Raw genomic sequence first — 16,055 nt, forward strand, 5'->3', positions numbered from 1 at the left:
GTCGCCGAAAGGATTCTCCCGGCTGTCGTTCGGGCCCGTCACGTAGCCGTCGAGTGAGACGGACATGTCGCAGATCACGCGTCCCATGGGATCCACCGCCTTCGGAGTGCCTCACGCCAGACGACCACACCCCAGTGGGCGCCGGCAAGAGGTCAGGGGCGGAGCAGCTGGCCGAGGAGGGTGTCCGCGAGCCAGCTCTCGAACCGCTCCGGCGTCCAACCGGCAGTGACCACCAGCTCCAGGTAGACGCCGGTGGCGGCGAACGCCCGGTAGATCGCCTGCGCCTCGGCGAGCGGGATGACCAGCTCATCCTCGACCGACGCGATCAGGCGGTCCATCACCCGGTTGCGGCCGCGGAGCTTCGAGCGCAGCAGGGTCTGCGTCTCCGCATCCTCGTCCATGGCTGCGTCCAGGATGCGCACCACATCGAAGTCGGTGGAGTAGAGGACCGTCAACCAGCGGGCCGCCCCGGCGACGCGCTGCCCCGCATCCGGCAACTCGAGGATCTCCTCGGCGAGCTCACGCGCACGCGCGCGCTCCAGCCAGCGCTCGCAGATCGCGTTGAGGATCTCGCGCTTGGCGCCGAACGAGGCGTAGACGGTGCGCGTCCCGACCCCGGCCTCCTTGGCGATGGCCTCCATGCTCGTCACCGAGTAGCCGTCGCGCGCGAACAGGCCCTGAGCGGCCGCCGCGATCCGCACGCGCGTCTGGAGCGCGAGCTCCTGGCGATACGAGGATGCGGTCTTGACGTCGGCGTGCACGAGATCGATACTAGTCATGCACTCACTGCAGTAACACTGCAGTCACCGCAGTAGCAGTGCACGAAGGGGTCGCATCATGCTTTCCACCGATCAGGACCACACGTCGCTGCACGTCCTCGAGCGGATGCTCCACGAGGGCTTCGCTCTCGGGCGCACGGAGGTCGTCGACGAGCTCTGCTCGCCCGACATCGTCGAGCACCAGCTCGGGCTGGCCGGCCAGGGAGCGGAAGCCATCGCCAAGGTGAAAAAGGGGATGACGGAGGTGCACGCGGCCTTCCCCGACCTGCGGTTCACGATCGGCGACTGGGCCGAGCGCGACGACATCGTGTGGGTGCGCGCCGAAGGGACGGGCACCAACACCGGGCCGTTCTTCGGACCGCCGACCGGACGGACCGTCCACTTCACGGTCATCGACGTCGCCCGCATCAGGGATGGGCGCATCGTGGAGCACTGGGGCGTGCCGGACCGCTTCGCGATCATGCTCCAGTTGGGACGGATCGACCTCCCGCGTCAGCCGTGACCGGCGCCGGGGCGGGCGGGATCGCTACGACGATTGGTGGTCCAGCGCCGCGCTGCGGGAGGCGGCCGCGTCCAGCGCGAGTTCGGCCACGCGGCGGCCCTCCGCGATGAGGCGACTGATGTCGGTCATCATCCACTGGGCCATGCCCTGCATCTCCGGCTGGACGAGGACCACGGACGGGTCGGCGAGCAGGTCGGCCGTCCGGTTCACGGTCCGCATCATCCGCACGTTCTCCCACTTGGCGTGGAGCCGGACCACGATAACGCGCGACGCGCCGAGTGCACGGGCGGCGTTGACGGGGACGTTGTCGATCATCCCGCCGTCGGCGAGCCGCATGCCGCCGTGGACCACGGGCGGCAAAAGCCCCGGGATGGCGATCGTCGAGCGGAGGGCGACGCTCAGCGGCCCCCGGTCGATCGTGACCGCGCGGCGCGTGCGGAGGTCGGTGGCGACCGCGCCGGAGGTGCGCGGCAGGGTCTCGATCAACGGGTCGGCTCCGAGGACGCGGCGCACACTGTGCGAGACGGCGTGCGTGTCGAGCATCCCCCAGCGCGGCGTCAGCGACCAGCGCGCGATCGCGTTCCAGCGGAACGCCAGCGCTCCGGCCTCGATCGCCTCGGGCTCGAACCCGGCGGCGTAGGCGGCGCCGACCAGCGCGCCGGAGCTCGTCCCGGTCACGATCCCCGGATGCAGTCCCCGCTCCGCGAGCACCTGCAGCACGCCCACATGCGCGGCGCCGAAGGCCCCTCCGCCGCTGAGCACCAGGCCAAGGCTGCGATCGTCGCCCACGGTCTCCTCCACGTCATCGATGGGTCTGACCGTAGAGGGTGGGGATGGGAGACGGCTGACCGGAATGTCAATCTCAGTCAGTCGCCACGCAGGCGGGAGCCGCGACGGTCAGCCTCTCCCGTCTCGTCGGCGTGCATCCTCCTGCTCGGCCACCACCGCGCGGTGGATGTTGCCGTGGATGTGGTCGGCGCCGATCCGGGCGAGCACCCCGTCCCGTTCGAGCACCGCCCGCGGCCCGGGCTTCACGCGGGTCAGCCGGAGCTCGACTCCCGCATCCTGAACCAGGGTGACGATGTCGTCGAGCGCGGATGCGCCCTGGGAGTCGATGAAGTCGATGCCTTCGCAGTCCAGCACGATGCCGGTGAGGTCGGGGTTGGACTGGATGATGTCGCGGAGGCGGTCCTCGAGCGCGTCCGCCGTCGCGAAGAACAGGCCGCCGTCGAACCGGAGCACCGCCACATCCGGCACCACCTCGTCGTCGGGATGCTCGTCCGCCTCGCGGAACACCTGCGTGCCGCGCTCCCGTCCGAGGATGGGCATGTCCGGGTGGGTGGCGACGGCCACCAGCCACAGCAGCGAGAGCCCGATGCCGATGACGACGCCTGCGAGCACCCCGAACACGAGCGTGCCGAGGAGTGCGATGATCGCGATCCAGAAGTCGGTCTTCTTCACCCGGAAGAGCCGCCGCATCTCGGGGAAGTCCATCATGCCCATGACCACGGCCTCGATGATCAGCGCCCCGAGCACGGCCTTCGGCAGGTTCGAGAAGAGCGGCGCGAGGAACAGCAGCGTCAGCAGGACGGTGACGCCGGACGTCAGGGAGGCGAGGCCGCTGCGCGCTCCGGACCGGTCGTTGAGCGAGCTCGCCGAGAGGCTGGTCGAGACCGGCATCCCCTGGAAGAACCCCGCCGTGATGTTCGCCAGGGACTGGGCCACCGACTCCTGGTTGATGTCGATCTGGTAGCGATGCTTCGCGGCGAACGTGCGGGCGTCGCCCGCCGTCTGCGAGAAGCCGATCAGCACCAGCGCGACCGCGGCGACCGCGACGGTCCCCGCGTGGTCCCACAGCTGCGCGAGGTCAGGGACCTTCGGCACGGGCAGCCCCCGCGGCACGTCGCCGACGAGGGCGACGCCCTTCGCCCCGAGGTCGAAGACCGCGGCCGCGACGAGGCCGCCCACGACGAGCACCAGCGCCCCGGGCACCCGCGGCGCGATGGCGCGCAGACCGAAGACGACCACCAGCGACACGATGGCGACGAGGACCGTGGTGCGGTGCGCATCCCCCAGCGTCCCCAGCCACGACCAGAACTCCTGGATCGGGTTCGCACCCTCCGCCTCGGTGCCGGTCAGGCGGGGCAGCTCGCCGATGACGACGTCGATGGCGGCGCCGAAGAGGAAACCGGTGACCACCGCGCGCGAGAGGAACTGGGCGATCCACCCCAGCCGGAAGATCGCGAGCAGGAGGAACAGGATGCCGGAGGCGAGCGTGATCCCGGCGACGAACGACGCGACCTCCTGCACCCCGCTGATGGATGCCGCCAGCACGGCACTCGCGGCGACCGCCGCCAGCCCCGAACTCGGCCCCATCGAGATCTGCCTGCTGGTCCCGAAGATCGCGTAGACGATCGCGCCGGCCGCCGCCGCGTACAGGCCGTTCTGCAGCGGGACGCCGGCGATGCCCGCGTACCCGAGGTTCTTCGGCACGATGAGCGCCGCGACCGTGACGCCGGCGATCAGGTCGCCCCGCAGCCACGCACGGTTGTAGGAGCGGAGCTGGCCGACGATGGGCACCCGCCCCGGACCTGCCTTCCGCGTCCTGGGCATGCGCCCGTCTTATCGCGTGCCGGGGGTGCGCGCATAGAGAGCGGGGGCCGTCTGTCGCTACAGTCGCCTCATGACTGTGACGCAGCCCGGACGTGACGACCGCCGTAACCTCGTGGTCGCACTGCTCGCGATCGGCACAACGACGACGCTCCTCGGGGTGGTCTTCGGCCTCGTCATGAAGACAGCCGCCGAGCAGACGAACGTCTCGAGCACGCTGGTCACGCTCCCGGTGGGCGTGTACAAGCAGTACACCCAGCGCGCCTTCGTGCCGGACTACACCGGCCTCTGGATCGGACTCGTGGTCGCCGCGGTCGGCGCGCTCGTCCTCATCGCCGCACTCGTCGTTGCCCGGCGACGGACGCCGGCGGCCTGACGGTATCCGGGGGGAATCGCATGGGCGCACTCATCTATCCGACCAACGTCAGCGTGGACGGCTACATCGAGGACGCGAGCGGCGCGTTCGACTGGATGCCCGTGCACGACGACGTGTTCGCGACGCACACCGAGCTGATGCGGTCCGCCGGCACCCTCCTGTACGGCCGGCGCCTGTACGAGGCCATGTCCGTGTGGGAGACCGACCCGGCGCTCGCGGAGCACTCGCCGGAGTTCGCCGGTTTCGCCGCCGCGTGGCGGGCGCCGGCCAAGGTCGTCTACTCGCGGACCCTCACGGGGGCGCCGACCGCAGACACCCGGATCGAGCGCGACTTCGACCCCGCCCAGGTGAGGGAGCTCAAGGCCGCCACCGACCGGGACCTGATCATCGGGGGCGCCGACCTCGCCGCCCAGGCGTTGGCCGCCGGGCTGGTGGATGAGGTCCAGCTGTACGTGCATCCGGTTTCGGTCGGCGGCGGCAAGCCCGGGCTCCCCACCGGTGCGCGCATCGACCTCGAGCTGATCGACGAGTGCCGGATCGGATCCAGCGGCGTCGTGCTGCTCCGCTACCGGCCCCGGGCGTGACCGCGCCGGGCGTCAGCGATCCGAGATGTCGACCTCGACGCGATACTGCGGGGCACCGACGACGCCGCCCACTTCGACCCACGATCGCGTGATCGCGTAGTCCCGCGGCGCCGAGCTGGGCGGAGGGTTCTCGGAGATCACCCGTTTGAGCGCGTCGTCGAGACTCTCGAGCGAGGTCGCTTCGGCTTTGGTGGACATGAGTGCCTGCCTTCCCCGGCCCGGGCCCGAGCCGAACACGCGGCACCCTACGCGGCCCAGCGCCGACGCGGCAAGGGCGAGCGCCCCTCGACGCCCTGCTCGCCTTCGACCGGACGCGGGCAGACAATGGTCGCCGTGGGCACCACCGTCGAGGTCGTCCCGGCCGCCGGGCGGTGGTCGGAGGTCCGCACGCTGTTCGGGCGCGCGGGCGCTTCCAACGGGTGCTGGTGCCAGTACTGGCTGATCGGATCCGAGTACCACCGCCGCGACCGCGACACCAACCGCGCGGCTCTGCACGCTCAGGTGGATGCGGCCTCCGCCGGGCTCGTGGCGCTGAGCGGCGACGAACCGGTGGGCTGGGCGCGGCTCACGCCGAGATCGGGGCTGGCCTACCTCACCGGCAGATTCACCACCTACGAGTTCTCGGAAGACGAGCCGCTGTCCCTCCCCTGCTTCTACATCGCGCGGCGCGCGCGCAGTGCGGGCGTCATGACGGCCTTGATCGAAGGCGCGATGGCCGAGGCGAGGCGGGTCGACGCATCCCTCGAGGCCTACCCGATCGATCCCACCGCCACGGGCGCGACGACGAACCGTTTCTCGGGCGTGCTGCCGGCCTTCATGGCGCTCGGCTTCGCCGAGGTCGGGAGGCTGTCACGCGATCGCGCGGTCGTCCGCTGGCGCTGACAACCGAACCGCTGCGGCAGGATGGAGGGATGGGTCGCGCACAGCCAGACAGCCGGGAGGCCGCCGTTGTCGCGATGCTCGGGGGCGACGTGGTCGCGCTGGGCCCGATCCGGGAGACCCCGCTCGACTACGACGCCTTCTTCGCGCACCGCGAGCTGAGCCGCCTCGACGGCGAAGCGGTCGTCGACGGCGAGCGCCGGACATGGTCGCTGATCGAGAAGCGCACCGAGGGTCCGCACCTCGCCGCGCCGTACCTGTACGGCAACGGTGTCCGCGAGCTGGACGCCTATCGCTCGGGCCTCTTCGACGACATGCCCGATCACATCCACGCCCCCAGCGCCTCCGGCACACTGCTCGAGGCCGACGGCGCGATCACACTCTGGATCGAGGATGTGCGGCACGAAGGCCCCCGACCGTTGGATGCGGAGGCGGTCCTCACCGCCGCACGTGACCTCGGCAGCATGAACGGCCACTGGCACGGTCACCCGGCCGACGAGCCCTGGTTGTTCCGGGGATGGATCGACCGGCACGGCCAACCGGAGGCGGTCGAGCGCGGACTCGCCACCGTGCGGCGCGCGCATCCCGAAGCCGTCGCCCGGTTCGGGGACCGGCTCTCCGACATCGAGCGGCTGATCCTCGCGCAGTCGCGGGTGCGCGCGGTGCTCGAGTCCCTTCCGCACACCCTGTGCCACCACGACGCCGTCGGCGCGAACGTGTTCCGCACCGCCTCCGCGACCGTGCTCATCGACTGGGAGTCCGTCGGGCCGGGCACGGTGGGCGCCGATCTCGCCTCGCTGCTGTTCTCTCCGCGCCGGGGCGACGCATCGGTTCACGTGATCACGTCCGTGCTCGACGAAGCGATCCAGGCCTACGTCGACGGCTTCCGCGAGCAGGTCCCCGCCGTCTCCCCCGCTGAGATCCGGCGAGGGGTGGATGCGGCGATCGCCCTGCGCTGGAAGCTCGCCGTGGACGTGATCGCCGGCCTCGAGTCGGGCGATCCGCCCCGCCGGGGCAGCCTGCCGGACGAGCCGCCGGAGACGGCCCGGGAGGAACTGATCGAGCTCGTCGGCGTGCTCCTCGCCTCGGCGGACCGCACGCTCGGCTGACCGGACCGACTCAGAGCGCCGTCGAGGCGCCGAGCCCGTCGGCCGCGGCGCGCATCGCGGTCTCCGCGCTCGCCACGGTGATGAGCGAGTTGCCCGCGACGATGTGGAGGCCGTAGGCGTCCTCCAGAGCGACCAGGTTCATGGCCAGCGTCTCGACCGGGAGAACGGGCGCGAAGACCCCCGCCGCCATCCCGCGTTCGAGGATGCCCGTGTAGGTGGCGAGCTGGCGCCGGTACATCTGCTCGACCAGCTCGTCGTGCAGCGTCGAGGTGCCCGCCAGCACGTCGAACTCGTACAGCAGGCGCATGAGCGCGTCGTCGGGTCCGCTCGGGAGGCCCTCGCGGATGGCGGCGGCCAGCTGGAGCTGCGGCTCCGGGATCGCGGCGACAACAGCGTCCCGGTGGTCGCAGAAGCGCTCGAGACCGGCGCGGTGCGCCTCCACCAGCAGCTGGTCGAGGTCGTCGTAGTAGTACAGGATCGCGCCGCGCGTCAGGCCGGCCTTCGCGGCGACATCGGCGAGCGAGAGGGACCGGAGCCCGCGCTCGCCCACAGCGCTGAGGGCGGCCTCGATGAGGTCGGCGCGCCGCTCCTCCTGCTTGCGGGGTCGGGCCATGCCTCGACCCTACCGGCGTCCGCAGCGCCGCACGCTTGACACCCCTCGACGGCCCGTGCCACACTTCAGGAATTCTTTGACGCTTGTGTCAAAGAATTCATCACCGTCGATGGGAACCACCGTGACCGCACCGCAGACCACCGATCTCCTCCTCACCGGAGCCCGCGTCCGCACGTTCGACGACGCGCGGCCGTGGGCCGAGGCGGTCGGTGTGACGGACGGCCGCATCACCTACGTCGGATCCGCGGCCGACGCGCCCGCTGCACGCGAGACACGCGACCTCACCGGGGCGCTCGTCACCCCTGGGATCATCGACAGCCACAACCACCTGCTGCTCGGCTTCGACCCCGACGCGGTCAGCCTGGAAGGCGCAGAGACGCTGGACGAGGTGCGGCGCCGCATCCACGACCTCGCCGAGCGCCGCCCCGACCTCGACTGGATCTGCGCCGAGAACGCGGTGTACTCGATCGTGCCCGGCCGCCGTCCCAACGCGGCCGACCTCGCGGGCCTCAGCGACCGCCCCATCTTCGTGACCACCTACGACCAGCACTCCGTCTGGCTCAATGACGCCGCGCTCCGCGCGCTCGGGATCGCGGCCGGTGGCGACATCCCCTGGGGCCGCCCCGAGCGGGACGAGCGCGGCGAGCCGACCGGCTGGGTCACCGACTTCTACACCAGCGCGATGACCCGGGCCGGACTCGCCGGCCTGCAGCGCGACATCCCGATGTACTCGCCCGAGCGCCGCTACCGGAAGCTGCTCGGGAGCCTGGCGCTCGCGACCGCCAGCGGAATCACCACGGTCGTCGAGCCTCAGGTGCCGCTCGCCGAGATCGGCCTGCTCGACCGTGCGAGGGATGCGGGCCTGCTGTCGTCGCGGGTCATCGCGGCGCTCTTCCACCCGATCGACGCGGACGGCGCCTTCCGCCGCGACCTCCGGGACGCCGTCGACGGCGCCACCACCAGCGACCTGCTGCGCTTCGGCCCGGTGAAGCTGTACGCGGACGACGTGATCGAGCCGCACACCGCGTGGATGCTCGACGACTACGCCAACCGGCCCGGCCACCGCGGGCATCCGTCCGCGCCGGTCGGCGAGCTGACCCGCATCGTCACGGAGCTCGACCGGCTCGGCTTCCAGACCCACACGCACGCGACGGGAGACGGCGGCATCCGCCTCGCCCTCGACGCGATCGAGGCGGCGGCGCGCACCAACGGCACCCGCGACCGGCGGCACGGGATCGTGCACGTCGAGTGCCTCGACCCGGCCGATCTGCCGCGATTCGGCTCCCTCGGCGTCACGGCCGCGATGCAGCCGCGGCACTGCTCCCCCGACCTCGTCGCCGGCACGTGGATGGACAACATCGGCGAGCAGCGCTGGGACCGCGCCTGGCGCATCCGGTCGCTCATGGCCTCCGGCGCCCACGTCGCGCTGTCCAGTGACTGGCAGGTCGGCGAGATGGATCCGCTCGTCGGCCTGTACTCGGCGCTCACGCGCGCCGGCCTCGACGGCAGCGACGCCTGGACCCCCGACGAGCGCATCGGGCTCGACGACGCCCTGCGCGGCTACACGCGCGAGGGCGCCTGGGCGTGGCACGCGGAGGACGACCTCGGCGTCCTCCGTGTCGGCGCGCGGGCCGACCTGGTCGCGTGGTCGGCCGACCTCTACGAGCACGAATCCGACCCGGCGGCGCTGCTCGAGCAGCGCGCCGAGCTCACCGTCGTCGGCGGTGCGATCGTCCACGACGCCGAACGCGACGCGCCCCTGCCCGAACAGCACGGCGCACTCGCCCACTCCGCCGCTGCAGCCCACTGACCGGCCGCGCCTCCCTCTCCCACCGTCGCGAAAGGACCCACCCGCATGTCCGAGCTCGACCCCTCCATCGCCCCCGCCCGCTCCGCCGAGACGCCCGAAGACCTGCAGGCCACCGGCCTCCGCCGCAGTCTCACGCTGCGCCACATCGTCTTCCTGGGGCTCGCCTACATGGCGCCGCTCGCGGTGTTCGACACCTTCGGCATCGTCGCCGACATCACCAACGGCCATGTTCCGCTGTCGTATCTCCTCGTGCTCGTGGCCGTGCTCATCACGGCGCTCAGTTACGCCAAGATGGTGCGGTTCTACCCGCGCGCCGGCTCGGCGTACACGTACACGCGGGAGGCGATCAACCCGCACCTCGGCTTCCTCGTGGGATGGGCGGCCACGCTCGACTACCTCCTGCTGCCGATGATCAACGCCCTGCTGTCGGCGATCTACATGACGGCAGCCTTCCCGGACGTGCCGTCGTGGGTGTGGATCCTGTCCACCATCGTCGTCTGCACGGCGCTCAACCTCACCGGCGTCCGCATCGCGGCCAAGGTGAACGTCATCCTGGTCGTCATCCAGGTGGTCGTCGCGGTCGCGTTCGTGGCGCTCACGATCAAGAACATCGCGGAGGGCGCCAACGGGTCCGCCTTCTCGGTCGCGCCGTTCTTCGCGCCCGGGATCGACGCGGGCGCCATCGCGTCGGGTGCGGCCATCCTCGCGCTGTCGTTTCTCGGCTTCGACGCCGTCAGCACGCTCGCCGAGGAGGCGGAGCACCCGCGCCGCGACATCCCGCGCGCGATCCTCATCATCGTCGGCGTCGCCGGGCTGTTCTTCGTCAGCGTCACCTACGTCATGCAGGTCCTCTTCCCGGACGTCTCGGCCGTCGGCAACATCGTCGGCGCCTCACCGGAGATCGCGAAGTACATCGGCGGGGCCGCCTTCCAGGCCCTGTTCATCGGCGGCTACATGGTCGCGGTGCTCGGCTGCGGCATCACGCAGCAGCTCAGCGCGGCGCGCCTCCTCTACGCGATGGGGCGCGACGGAGCACTTCCGCAGCGCTTCTTCGGCCGGCTGAACCGCGCCGGCGTACCGGCGGGCAACGTGCTGCTGATCGCCGCGCTGGGCTGCTCGGCGCTGTTCCTCGACCTCAGCCGCGCCGCATCCCTGATCAACTTCGGCGCCTTCGTCGCGTTCATCTTCGTGAACCTCTCGGTGATCTTCACCTACGTGCGGTTCGTCGAGGCGCGCGGCTGGCGGAAGACGATCGGCTTCGTCGTGCTGCCCGCGCTCGGCGTCGCGATCAACGTCGCGCTGTGGTTCAGCCTGGAGCCGAGTGCGATGATCGTCGGCGCGGTCTGGGTGGCGATCGGCGCCGGCTACCTTTTGTGGCGCACGCGGTTCTTCCGGGAGGCGCCTCCCGCGCTCAGCGGTCCGGCCGACGAGCTCTGACCGACGCCCCGACCCGGCTCACAGGTCGCGGGCGAAGAGGTCGCCCCAGGTCTCGCGCCGGATGACGGCCCTCGCCTCGCCGTCACGCACGAACACGACGGGTGGGCGCCGGTAGCCGTTGTAGTTGTTCGCCATGGTGTGCGTGTACGCACCGGTCGCGGGAACGGCGAGCAGGTCCCCGACGCGCGCCGCGGGCAGGCGCAGCGGATCGACGAGAACGTCGCCCGACTCGCAGTGCCGCCCGACCACCACGACGTCCTCGGAATCCTCGTCGTGCATCCGGCCGGCGAGCACGGCCTCATAGCGCTGGTCGTACATCGCCGCCTCGAGGTTGTCGCCCATGCCGCCGTCGACGGCGACGAAGTTGCGGGCGTCCCGCTTCACGGTCGTGACCGTGTAGAGGGTGAACGCGGAGCCGTTCACCATGCTCCGGCCGGGCTCGATGATGAGCTCGGCCTCGGCGGGCAGGTGCTCCCGCGCCGCCGCGAGCAGGGCATCCACGTACTCGTCCACGGACGCGGGCCGGTCGTCGTATGTGTACCGGGCGCCGAGGCCGCCGCCCAGGTCGTAGACCGGGAACGTGCCGAGCGCCGCGAGCGGTGCGACGGCCGCGGCGAGCTCTGCCGGGTCCATGATCTGCGACCCGACGTGCGCGTGCACGCCGCGCATGTCGAGAACCGGGCTGGCCTCGATCCGGGTGATCAGGATGCGCGCAGCGGCGGCGGTCAGCCCGAACTTCGACCCCACCTGCCCGGTCTGCACGTGCGGGTGCGTGGACGACGCCACCCCCGGGATGACGCGGACGAGTACGCCCTGCCTGCTCCCGGCCGGGACCAGCTGCTCCAACCGGTCGACGTCGTCCGCGTTGTCCACGACGACGAGGCCGATCCCCGCCTCCACCGCGATCCGCAGCTCCTCGGTCGTCTTGGCATTGCCGTGCATCACCACGAGCGCCGGGTCGACGCCCGCGCGCAGCGCGCTGAGCAGCTCGCCGCCGCCCGCGACATCCAGCCCGAGCCCCTCCTCCACCATCACCCGCTGCACGGCGGTCGCCGGGAACGCCTTCGACGCGAACACCACGCGTGCGTTCGGCCAGCGATCGGTGAGAGCGGTGCGGTACTCCCGCGCCCGCGCCCGGAGGGAGCCCTCGTCGACGACGATCGCCGGCGTCCCGAAGTCTCGCGCGAGGTCGTCGACACGGCAGCCGGCGACCACCAGGGTGCCGTCGGGGTCGACGGCCGCCCCAGCCGGGAAGAGGTCGAGGATGGGATGCGCCATGCGGGGTCCTTCTGTTCGTGTCGGGTCAGGCGATGCCTGGTTCTGGTGCGCCGGTGCCGCGATCGGGCATTACCGCTCGCGGACGGTGACGCCGTGCGGGACGACGACGACCGGCACGGGCGAGTGGCGGACGATCTTGGTGGCGTGCGAGCCGAGGAACACGCGCGCGATTGGGCCGAGAGTGCTCGAACCGACGACGAGCACCTCGTCCGGTCTCCACTCGACGGCCGCCAGAGCCGACTCCCAGGTCTCGCCGCGGCCGATGGCGACGCCCGAGATGGTGGGGGCGTCCTCCAGCTGCGCCACGCGACGCACCAGCGACGCGGCGTGCTTCTCGATGTCGGCGGCCCAGGTGTCCGCGATGGCTTCCTCGGCGTCGAGCCCGGCGCCGGAGGTCCCGGAATCGGGCGGCACGACGGCGAAGGATGCGATGCGCAGCTCGGCGCCCAGCGTCGCCGACACCTCGGCCGCGCCGAGCACGAGACCGGCCGACGCCCCGGTGCCCCGGTAGGCGGCGGTCACGCGGCTGACGCGCGAGCCCTCCTCCGTGCGGTATCCCCGCGGCGCGATCGCCACGGGCACCGGCGAGGCGTGGAGGAGCGTGTCGCTCTCCGCGCCGAGGGCGATGCGTCCCGGCTGCGCCTCCGCCGCCGAGCCGACGACGATCAGCGCCGCATCCCGCTCCTCCGCGAGCCCGATCAGGCCGCGCCGGGCCGAGGGCGCCTCGTACCGGAGGTACTCCGCGGCGACGGAACTGCCGAGCACGGCTGCCGCGTGGTCGAGCGCGCCCTCCGCCGTGTCTGTGGTGTAGCTGCGCCACTCCGCGTCTGCGCTCCCCGCCGTCGTCGGCCACCCGGGCGGGACGATCGCGGCGACGACCAGTTCGGTGCCGGAGGATCGGGCGAGCAGGGCGGCCAGGTGCAGCGCCGAGGCCGAACGGTGCGCGGGGTCCACCCCGACGACGATGCTCATTTCCGTCCCGCCCGGCGGCGTGCGGCGGCCTCGCGGATCTCGCTCTTGCTCGGCTGCGCGAAGTTGCTCGTGTACGGCACCTCCGCATCCACCGCCGGCTGCCCGACCTGGAGCTTGGAGTGGGTGCGCCCGTAGAACCAGTAGAAGGCCAGGAACGCCGCCGTCCAGATCAGGAACACGATGATCGTGATGAGCCTCAGCTGCGTGATGATCGCGATGCAGCCCGCGATCGACAGGATGGGGATGGTCCAGCCGAGCGGAAGGCGGAAGCCGCGCTCCAGCTCCGGCTCGCGAACGCGGAGGATGATGACGCCGAGCGACACGACGAGGAAGGCCACCAGCGTCCCGATGCTCGTCATCTCGGCGAGGAAGTCGATCGGGATGACGGCGGCGAGGATGCTCGTGGCGATCATGACGATGACCGTGTTCTGCACCGGCGTCATGGAGCGCGGGTTCACCTTGGCGAACACCGGCGGGATCATCCCGTCGCGCGACATGGCGAAGAGGATGCGCGTCTGCCCGTACAGCACGACCAGCGTCACCGAGAAGATCGAGATGATCGCGCCGATCGCCACGATGGTCCCCGGCCACGCCGAGCCGATGATGTTCTGCAGGATGGCGGCGAGGCCCGCATCCTGGTTCTCGAACTTCTCCGGAGCCTGCGCGCCCAGCGCCGCGAGGCAGGTGAGCACGTAGAGCACGACGATGATCACGAGGGCGAAGATGATCGCGAGCGGCAGGTTCCGCTTGGCGTTCTTGGCCTCCTCCCCGGCTGTCGACACGGCGTCGAGTCCGACGAACGAGAAGAAGATGATCCCGGCGCCGCCGACGATGCCCGCGAACCCGGCCGGAGCGAAGTTGTGGAAGTGGTCGGCGTTCCATCCGGTGAAAGCGACGGCGCAGAAGAACAGCACGACGGCGACCTTGATGACGACCATGATGCTGTTGACCGTGGTCGACTCGCGCGCCCCGCGCAGGAGCAGCAGCGAGCACAGCACGATGACGACCACCGCGGGGATGTTGACGATGCCGCCCTGCTCGGGCGCCTGCGAGAGCTGCACCGGGAGCTGCCAGCCGAAAAGGTTCTGGAGCAGCTGGTTCACGTACTGCGACCATCCGACCGCGACCGCCGCCGTCGAGACGCCGTACTCCAGCAGCAGGCAGGCGCCGACCGCCATCGCCGTACCCTCGCCGAGCGTCGCGTAGGCGTACGAGTAGGTGGAACCCGACGCCGGGACGGCCCCCGCCATCTCGGCGTAGCAGAGCGCGGTGAGCCCGGCGACGATGCCGCCGATGACGAACGACCAGATCACCGCCGGTCCCGCGACGGGGACGGCCTGGGACAGGATGAAGAAGATCCCGGTGCCGAGCGTCCCTCCCACGCCGATCATGGTGAGCGAGAACAGGCCGATGCTGCGCTTCAGGTGCACGTCGCCGACGCCCGGGGGCGTCGTCGGCTTCCTGCGCAGCAACTGCTGGGCGATGGTGGGCATACCAGTCTCCTTTGATTGGTTTCGGGGGTCGGGGTCGCTGTCGGCCGGCGGGTCAGTCCTGGCGGGTCAGTCCTGGCGTGTCACCCGGAACCGCTCCACTCCATTGTCGGCCGCCCCGCGCACGTACCCGGACGGGGAGGCGGCGACCGCCTGGAGGAAGGCGACGGTCTGCGCCGTGATCTCCTCGCCGGGGATGAGGTTCGGGATGCCCGGCGGATAGGCCGCGAGGGTGTCGGCCGACACGCGGCCGACGGCCTCGGCCGCGGGCACGAGCTCGGTCTCGGCGAAGAAGGCGTCGCGGGGCGACATCCGCAGCGTGCCGGCTTCGGGCAGGGCGGGGAACCCGTGGACGGCCGCCTGCGACCGCTCGGCCCGCGCCTCCTCGGAGTCGACGGCCGCCACGAGCGCCCGGTGCGCCCGGACGAGGTCCGGCGTCTTGCCCGCGCCGATGAGCGCGACGAGGGAGGTCGCGGTCGACATCTCGAAGAAGATCCCGTCGGCGTCGAGAAGGCGCTGACGCAGCCAGTGGCCGCTGACCCCGGTGCCCGACACGTCGATCGCGACACGCAGCGGATCGACCGCGACGATGTCGTCGAACGCGCCGAACCCGTCGCTGAGCACGCCGAACCGCGGGTCGTCGCGCAGCGCATCCCGGAACGCGTCGGCCACGGCGATCGACCGGCCGATCAGCTCGCCGCCGGTCGCGAGGGAGTGCCGGGCGATGTCCAGCGATGCCTGCAGCAGCGAGGACGTCGAGGTGGAGGCGGTGATCGAGACGGCGCGTTCGATGAGCGGTTCCAGGGCGTCCGCGAACGCGCCATGGCCGAGATGCAGCATGGCCGACTGGGTGAGCGAGCCTCCCAGCTTGTGGGTGCTGGAGACCACGAGGTCCGCGCCGAGCCGGGCCGGCGACTCCGGGAGGTCGGGGTGGAATCCGAGGTGCGGTCCCCACGCGCCGTCGACGATCAGCGGCGCGCCGTGGGCGTGGGCGACGCGCGCGAGGCCCGCGACGTCGGCGACGGCGCCGAAGTAGCTCGGCGAGACGATGTAGACGGCGTCGGCCGGGCGTCCGCCGGCCGCCGCCGCGGCGAGCGCGTCGTCGAGGGCGGCGGGCGAGACGCCGTGCGCCACGCCGTGGACGGTGTCGATGGAGGGGAGGACGAAGGAGGGCACCAGCCCCGCGGAGAGGATGCCGTCGCTGAAGCTGGAGTGCGCGCTGCGCTGCGTCAGGATGTTCTCGCCGAGTCCCCGCACCGCCAGAGCGGCGACCCGGTTGGCCTGGGACGCGCCGCCGGTGAGGAACCACGTGCGCCGCGCGCCCCACGCCTCCGCCGCGAGGTCGAGGGATCGGCTGAGCGGCGAGTCCTCGCCGAGGTCGATGTCGTCGATCAGCATCGGCACGTCGAGCTGCAACGGACGCGTCCCGAAGTATTCGGCGAGCCGCGCGCTGAGCCCCAGCTCGTCGCCTCCGTGCCCCGGCACCATCAGTGCGAGCGGCTCGCGTGCGGCGTGACGGTCGAGAGCGTCGGCGTACGGCGTCTCCCATTGCCGGAGGTCTGCAGCAGGGAGCGGACGTGCGCCGTCGACCGCGGTGGAGCGAGTGGGGGCCATTT

General features: G+C 71.5%; 16 protein-coding genes. 7 read left to right on the forward strand and 9 right to left on the reverse strand.

The features are described 5' to 3' along the window. Window positions 1-152: 152 nt before the first annotated feature. Window positions 153-779, reverse strand: coding sequence for a TetR/AcrR family transcriptional regulator (locus tag J2W45_RS09650; protein WP_310131199.1), 627 nt, complete (start codon window positions 777-779; stop codon window positions 153-155). A 58-nt stretch (window positions 780-837) separates the two neighbouring features. Here J2W45_RS09650 and J2W45_RS09655 point away from each other — a divergent pair, with 58 nt between their 5' ends. Next, complete coding sequence (locus J2W45_RS09655) at window positions 838-1,281, forward strand: ester cyclase (RefSeq protein ID WP_310131202.1); 444 nt, start codon at window positions 838-840, stop codon at window positions 1,279-1,281. Window positions 1,282-1,305: 24 nt separating this feature from the next. Here J2W45_RS09655 and J2W45_RS09660 read toward each other — a convergent pair whose 3' ends face one another. Then, window positions 1,306-2,070: a patatin-like phospholipase family protein gene (locus tag J2W45_RS09660; RefSeq protein WP_310131204.1), complete on the reverse strand. Its 765-nt coding sequence runs from the start codon at window positions 2,068-2,070 to the stop codon at window positions 1,306-1,308. 108 nt (window positions 2,071-2,178) lie between these two features. Continuing rightward, a complete protein-coding gene (locus J2W45_RS09665) occupies window positions 2,179-3,894 on the reverse strand; it encodes a SulP family inorganic anion transporter (RefSeq protein WP_310131207.1) in 1,716 nt (571 codons plus the stop codon). A gap of 70 nt (window positions 3,895-3,964) precedes the next feature. Here J2W45_RS09665 and J2W45_RS09670 point away from each other — a divergent pair, with 70 nt between their 5' ends. Together J2W45_RS09670 and J2W45_RS09675 are read left to right on the forward strand one after the other, a co-directional pair. Next, window positions 3,965-4,267, forward strand: coding sequence for a hypothetical protein (locus J2W45_RS09670; protein WP_310131209.1), 303 nt, complete (start codon window positions 3,965-3,967; stop codon window positions 4,265-4,267). A gap of 20 nt (window positions 4,268-4,287) precedes the next feature. Beyond that, complete coding sequence (locus J2W45_RS09675) at window positions 4,288-4,851, forward strand: dihydrofolate reductase family protein (protein ID WP_310131211.1); 564 nt, start codon at window positions 4,288-4,290, stop codon at window positions 4,849-4,851. A gap of 12 nt (window positions 4,852-4,863) precedes the next feature. Here the strand turns inward: J2W45_RS09675 and J2W45_RS09680 are convergent, their stop codons facing one another. After that, entirely contained in the window at window positions 4,864-5,049 is a 186-nt protein-coding gene (locus J2W45_RS09680) for a hypothetical protein (RefSeq protein ID WP_310131213.1), read from the reverse strand. Window positions 5,050-5,184: 135 nt separating this feature from the next. Here J2W45_RS09680 and J2W45_RS09685 point away from each other — a divergent pair, with 135 nt between their 5' ends. Both J2W45_RS09685 and J2W45_RS09690 read left to right on the forward strand, forming a co-directional pair. Beyond that, entirely contained in the window at window positions 5,185-5,733 is a 549-nt protein-coding gene (locus tag J2W45_RS09685) for a GNAT family N-acetyltransferase (RefSeq protein WP_310131215.1), read from the forward strand. Between the two features lie 29 nt (window positions 5,734-5,762). Beyond that, a complete protein-coding gene (locus J2W45_RS09690; RefSeq protein ID WP_310131217.1) occupies window positions 5,763-6,839 on the forward strand; it encodes a phosphotransferase in 1,077 nt (358 codons plus the stop codon). A gap of 10 nt (window positions 6,840-6,849) precedes the next feature. On the opposite strand, the gene J2W45_RS09695 is transcribed toward J2W45_RS09690, so the two are convergent. Next, the gene (locus tag J2W45_RS09695; protein WP_310131221.1) at window positions 6,850-7,452 is read right to left on the reverse strand and encodes a TetR/AcrR family transcriptional regulator; all 603 of its coding nucleotides are present in this window, start codon (window positions 7,450-7,452) and stop codon (window positions 6,850-6,852) included. 109 nt (window positions 7,453-7,561) lie between these two features. On the opposite strand from J2W45_RS09695, the gene J2W45_RS09700 reads away from it, so the two are divergent. Together J2W45_RS09700 and J2W45_RS09705 are read left to right on the forward strand one after the other, a co-directional pair. After that, complete coding sequence (locus tag J2W45_RS09700) at window positions 7,562-9,262, forward strand: amidohydrolase (protein ID WP_310131223.1); 1,701 nt, start codon at window positions 7,562-7,564, stop codon at window positions 9,260-9,262. Window positions 9,263-9,307: 45 nt separating this feature from the next. Further along, window positions 9,308-10,699, forward strand: a complete 1,392-nt coding sequence (locus J2W45_RS09705; RefSeq protein ID WP_310131225.1) for an APC family permease — start codon at window positions 9,308-9,310, stop codon at window positions 10,697-10,699. 18 nt (window positions 10,700-10,717) lie between these two features. Here J2W45_RS09705 and lysA read toward each other — a convergent pair whose 3' ends face one another. From lysA to J2W45_RS09725, 4 genes are all read right to left on the reverse strand, one after another. After that, window positions 10,718-11,977 carry a diaminopimelate decarboxylase gene (gene lysA / locus J2W45_RS09710; RefSeq protein WP_310131227.1) on the reverse strand — a complete coding sequence of 420 codons (1,260 nt, stop codon included), beginning with the start codon at window positions 11,975-11,977 and terminating at the stop codon, window positions 10,718-10,720. A gap of 69 nt (window positions 11,978-12,046) precedes the next feature. Further along, complete coding sequence (locus J2W45_RS09715) at window positions 12,047-12,949, reverse strand: universal stress protein (RefSeq protein WP_310131230.1); 903 nt, start codon at window positions 12,947-12,949, stop codon at window positions 12,047-12,049. Continuing rightward, window positions 12,946-14,442, reverse strand: a complete 1,497-nt coding sequence (locus tag J2W45_RS09720; RefSeq protein ID WP_310131233.1) for an amino acid permease — start codon at window positions 14,440-14,442, stop codon at window positions 12,946-12,948. The genes J2W45_RS09715 and J2W45_RS09720 overlap by 4 nt, the downstream gene beginning before the upstream one ends. Before the next feature lie 66 nt (window positions 14,443-14,508). Beyond that, window positions 14,509-16,053 (reverse strand): aminotransferase class I/II-fold pyridoxal phosphate-dependent enzyme, encoded by a 1,545-nt coding sequence (locus J2W45_RS09725; RefSeq protein WP_310131236.1) that lies wholly within the window; start codon window positions 16,051-16,053, stop codon window positions 14,509-14,511. Window positions 16,054-16,055: the final 2 nt, after the last annotated feature.

Origin of the sequence: Leifsonia shinshuensis, assembly GCF_031456835.1 — a bacterium.
GTDB classification, from domain to species: Bacteria; Actinomycetota; Actinomycetes; order Actinomycetales; family Microbacteriaceae; genus Leifsonia; species Leifsonia shinshuensis_C.

Bases quoted from the DNA above. Each gene is read 5' to 3' on its own strand.
- J2W45_RS09725 (WP_310131236.1), bottom strand. From the start codon at position 16,053: ATGGCCCCCACTCGCTCCACCGCGGTCGACGGCGCACGTCCGCTCCCT.
- J2W45_RS09690 (WP_310131217.1), top strand. From the start codon at position 5,763: ATGGGTCGCGCACAGCCAGACAGCCGGGAGGCCGCCGTTGTCGCGATG.
- J2W45_RS09675 (WP_310131211.1), top strand. From the start codon at position 4,288: ATGGGCGCACTCATCTATCCGACCAACGTCAGCGTGGACGGCTACATC.
- J2W45_RS09680 (WP_310131213.1), bottom strand. From the start codon at position 5,049: ATGTCCACCAAAGCCGAAGCGACCTCGCTCGAGAGTCTCGACGACGCG.
- J2W45_RS09715 (WP_310131230.1), bottom strand. From the start codon at position 12,949: ATGAGCATCGTCGTCGGGGTGGACCCCGCGCACCGTTCGGCCTCGGCG.
- J2W45_RS09705 (WP_310131225.1), top strand. From the start codon at position 9,308: ATGTCCGAGCTCGACCCCTCCATCGCCCCCGCCCGCTCCGCCGAGACG.
- lysA (WP_310131227.1), bottom strand. From the start codon at position 11,977: ATGGCGCATCCCATCCTCGACCTCTTCCCGGCTGGGGCGGCCGTCGAC.
- J2W45_RS09695 (WP_310131221.1), bottom strand. From the start codon at position 7,452: ATGGCCCGACCCCGCAAGCAGGAGGAGCGGCGCGCCGACCTCATCGAG.
- J2W45_RS09670 (WP_310131209.1), top strand. From the start codon at position 3,965: ATGACTGTGACGCAGCCCGGACGTGACGACCGCCGTAACCTCGTGGTC.
- J2W45_RS09720 (WP_310131233.1), bottom strand. From the start codon at position 14,442: ATGCCCACCATCGCCCAGCAGTTGCTGCGCAGGAAGCCGACGACGCCC.
- J2W45_RS09655 (WP_310131202.1), top strand. From the start codon at position 838: ATGCTTTCCACCGATCAGGACCACACGTCGCTGCACGTCCTCGAGCGG.
- J2W45_RS09665 (WP_310131207.1), bottom strand. From the start codon at position 3,894: ATGCCCAGGACGCGGAAGGCAGGTCCGGGGCGGGTGCCCATCGTCGGC.
- J2W45_RS09650 (WP_310131199.1), bottom strand. From the start codon at position 779: ATGACTAGTATCGATCTCGTGCACGCCGACGTCAAGACCGCATCCTCG.
- J2W45_RS09700 (WP_310131223.1), top strand. From the start codon at position 7,562: ATGGGAACCACCGTGACCGCACCGCAGACCACCGATCTCCTCCTCACC.